The 3,516-nt window shown below is 69.0% G+C and carries 3 protein-coding genes and 1 pseudogene; 1 reads left to right on the top strand and 3 read right to left on the bottom strand.

The window, feature by feature from the left end; translation table 11 throughout:
- Window positions 1-78: 78 nt before the first annotated feature.
- From SSBG_RS27940 to SSBG_RS27930, 3 genes are all read right to left on the bottom strand, one after another.
- Window positions 79-402 (bottom strand): WXG100 family type VII secretion target, encoded by a 324-nt coding sequence (locus SSBG_RS27940; RefSeq protein ID WP_008749403.1) that lies wholly within the window; start codon window positions 400-402, stop codon window positions 79-81.
- Between the two features lie 73 nt (window positions 403-475).
- A complete protein-coding gene (locus tag SSBG_RS27935; RefSeq protein WP_008749402.1) occupies window positions 476-787 on the bottom strand; it encodes a hypothetical protein in 312 nt (103 codons plus the stop codon).
- A 122-nt stretch (window positions 788-909) separates the two neighbouring features.
- Window positions 910-1,836: a hypothetical protein gene (locus SSBG_RS27930; RefSeq protein ID WP_008749401.1), complete on the bottom strand. Its 927-nt coding sequence runs from the start codon at window positions 1,834-1,836 to the stop codon at window positions 910-912.
- A gap of 214 nt (window positions 1,837-2,050) precedes the next feature.
- Between SSBG_RS27930 and SSBG_RS27925 the strand changes: the two are divergent.
- A pseudogene (locus SSBG_RS27925) lies at window positions 2,051-3,516 on the top strand (hypothetical protein); the annotation flags it as partial.

The raw sequence follows: 3,516 nt of genomic DNA, 5'->3' as shown, positions 1-3,516 counted from the left end.
CCGTACGACGGACGAAGGCCCCGCCTCCCTCTCCGGGGGGGCGGGGCCTTCGTGGGCCCGGCGGCGGGCTGCGGGGGGTCAGCCCTCGGAGCCGCTCTGGGCGTTCTTGACGCTGGTGGCGATGTCACCGTCGGAGTCGGCGATCGCCTTCGCGATGTCGTTGAAGGTGTTCGCGTACTCCTGGATGTTCTTGGCGGACGTCTTCATCTGGTTGCTGAAGTCGTTGTACGCCTCCTGGAGGGCGGGGCTCGCCTTCTCGAAGACGAGCCCGTCCTGGAGCAGACCGCTCACCGTGGTCTCCAGGTCACCGAGTTCGGTGGAGATGTCACTGAGCTTGGTGCCCATCGTGGTGGCGACGCGGGCGATCTCGTCGTAGTCGAAAAGGACATCGGGCTGCGCCATGGTGCTGTTCTCCTCGCGGGTGGGTGAGTCGGTGAGTCCGTGCGGGGGGGCGGGGACACGTGCCCCGAGGGGCCTACTGGCCGCTGCTGTTGACCTTCTCGGCGATGTCGTGGTCCATGTCCTTCACCGAGTTCATGATCTGGCGGAACTGCTCGGCGTAGCCCTTGATGCTGTCCGTGGCCTCCTTGAGGGAGGTCGTGAACTTCTCGTACTGCGTCTGGAGCGCGGGGCTCGACTGGGTGAGCACGAGGGAGGTGTCGAGGAGGTTGTCGACCTCGGTCTTCGCCTCGTCCATGCGCGGCACGAGGGTCTGCTCGACGCTCGTGTCGAGGAGGTTGGAGACGCGCTCGATCTCGGCGTAGGAGAGGCTGATGTTGGCGGGCACGGGGCTGCCTTTCTGTCGGGGTCGGAGCGGCGGGAACTAGGGAGCCGCGGGGTCACGGGGTCACAGGCGCGCGCGGGCGCGGGGTCCGGGCCTTTCGGCCGGGGGCCGGGCGGTGGACGGGCTCAGTCTTCCTCCTCGGGCTCGGTCCAGTCCTCGTCCGGGCCGCCGCGGGTCACGGTAGTGACCTCGCCGTCCTGATCGGTCGTGGTCATGGTCCCGGAGCCGTCCTCGTTGATGACGACCTTCGTGGAGGTCTTCGAGCCGTCCGCGTACGTCGTCTCCATCGTGTAGTCGCGGGCGTCGTAGCGGTCGCCGTCGGAGGTCTCGTGGTACTCGGGCGCGGAGTCGTACGTCGTGACCGAGGTGTAGGACTGGCCGTCGGGCGTCGTGATGGTGGAGGTCTCCTTCATCACGTTGTAGTCGCCGTCCACCTCGACATCGACCGAGACCTTGCCGTGCTCGTCCTCGTAGGAGTACGACAGCGGCGGGTCGTCGGACGGCTTGGGCGGCGCGTCCCCGGGGTCGTCGGGGGCGTCGTTGTCCTCGATCCACGTCTCGCAGAAGGACGGGGCGTCGTCCGCGCGGCACAGCTCGCCCATGTTCGCGTCGGGGTGCTCGGCGAAGTAGTCGGAGGCGCCGATCTTCTCCAGGTAGTCGTCCCAGGCCGTCTTCTCGTCCTGCCAGTGCTCGTACGCTTCCTTGTCGTTCTTCCAGTCGTCCAGGCCGAGGCTCTGGCTCATGAGACCGGCGGCGGAGGAGAGCTGCGCGTCGGCGTTGAAGAAGGTGTCCGAGACGCCGGAGAAGGTGTCCGCGAGCTGGCCGAGGCCGTCCTTGGCGTCCTTGGTGCGGGAGGCCGAGTACGAGTAGAAGAGGTTGAAGGCGTAGGAGAGGCCGGAGTCCCCGAGGATCGCCTTGCGTTCGGAGCTGGAGGCTTCGCCGACCTCCTTGAAGGCCCCGGTCGCGCCGCCGCTGCCGGCCGCGTCCGCGAGTTCGTGCATCTTGGCCTGCACGACGTGCAGGTTCGAGTAGTCGATGGAGAAGTCGGGCACCCCGTACCTCCCTGGTCCCTCGGTGGCCCGGTGGTCCGGACCGGCTGTCCGCACCTTCCACGCACGGGCCCCCTCGAAAGGTTCATCGCCTCCCGGGAAACCCGGCTGAACCTTCTGCCCCGCTCGTGCGTGGACAGGGCAGCGGCCCTCGCGGCCGGTGCCCGACGGACCGGCAGGCGGCCCGGACCGGGCCGTCGAGGAAGGAGCGCGCCCCATGCCCCGCCCCTCCGACTGGAGTGCGCTCGGACTCGGTGGCGACCCGACCCCGGGCGACGCGGACCGTATCGACGAGGTCATCTCCTCGCAGGAGAACCTGGTCGACCTCGCCGACACGATCGACGACGGCCTGACCTCGGTCCTCAACACGACGGACGGCATCTTCGTCGGTGAGACGGCCGACGCGCTGCGCAAGAAGATCGACGGGGACCTCCGCAAGTACGTCTCCTCGTTCCGGCAGGCGCACAAGGACGTGCAGGGCGCGCTGCGCACGTACGTGGACGTCATGCGGACGCAGCAGAAGCGCGCCGACGACGCCCTGAGCGCGGCGGCGGCCCTGGACGAGGACGACGACGCGGGCCGCGAGGAGCAGAAGGCGATCGCGGAGGACGCGAAGAGCCGGCTCGAATCGGCGGCGGACACCGCCTCGGGCACGATCACCGACGCCGCGTACAGCATCGCCTCGCCGATCGACGAGTGCGAGGAGTTCTGGAAGGCGCTGGGCTGGCTCGCGCTCATCCTCATCATCCCGGCGATGATCGTGGGCGGTCCGCTCGCGCTCTTCGCGATCGGCCTCAACGTCGCGCTGCTCATCAAGACGGCGATCGACTTCTCGCAGGGCAAGGCGAGCATCACCGATCTCGTGCTCTCGATCATCGGGGTGATCGCGCCGACGACGAAGGGCATCCGCCTCGGTGACCTGTGGAAGGGCCTCAAGGGGCTCGGCGCGGGCGCCTTCAAGGGCGCGGGCAACCTCCTCTCCGGCGGGAACTCGCTGGGCTCGCTGGCACGGCTGACGCTCGGCTTCGACGACGTGTTCAGCGCCTCGGGCAACTGGCTGCGCGGCATGAAGGGGCTCAACGGGCTGAAGATCAGCGGCGCGGGGCTGCACTTCATGCCCGGCGCCAAGGGCTTCACCATGGGCGTCAACGGCATCAAAGAGATCAGGATGGTGCCCGCGGTGGCGGGACTGACGGTCATCAACCTGGCGGGCGCGAAGACGTTCTTCGCGCTCAAGACGGTGATCGGCGGCCTCAACGGCATCCGCGGGATCGGCACGACGCTCGTCAACACGACGCTCAACGGGCTGCGCGGGGCGAACTCCCTGCGGCTGCTCCTGCCGGTCGCCGCCGACGAGCTGGGCCACGGCGTGCTCTTCGCGCTGAAGATCGGTGTCATCGACCGCGGTGTCTTCGGCCTCTACCGCTACGGGGCCTTCGCGGGCGGGCAGTTCATCGGCGCCACGAGCAAGATCAGCGGGGGTGTCGCGCACGGCCTCCAGCTCGCGCCCCCGACGGGCGGCATCGGCTCCTTCGGGCACGTGAACCTCACCGGGTTCACGCCGACCCCGCCCACCGGTATCGGGGGCGGCCTCGCCTCGGTCCACGGGCTCACCGGCGGCTCGGCGATCGGCGGCATCAACACGAGCGCGTTCCACGGCCTCGGCTCCACCATCAACGCCTC

This window comes from Streptomyces sp. SPB074 (assembly GCF_000154905.1).
Classification (GTDB): domain Bacteria; phylum Actinomycetota; class Actinomycetes; order Streptomycetales; family Streptomycetaceae; genus Streptomyces.
The sequence above is the reverse complement of the archived record's forward strand: the minus strand, read 5'-3'. Positions and strand labels throughout refer to the sequence as shown.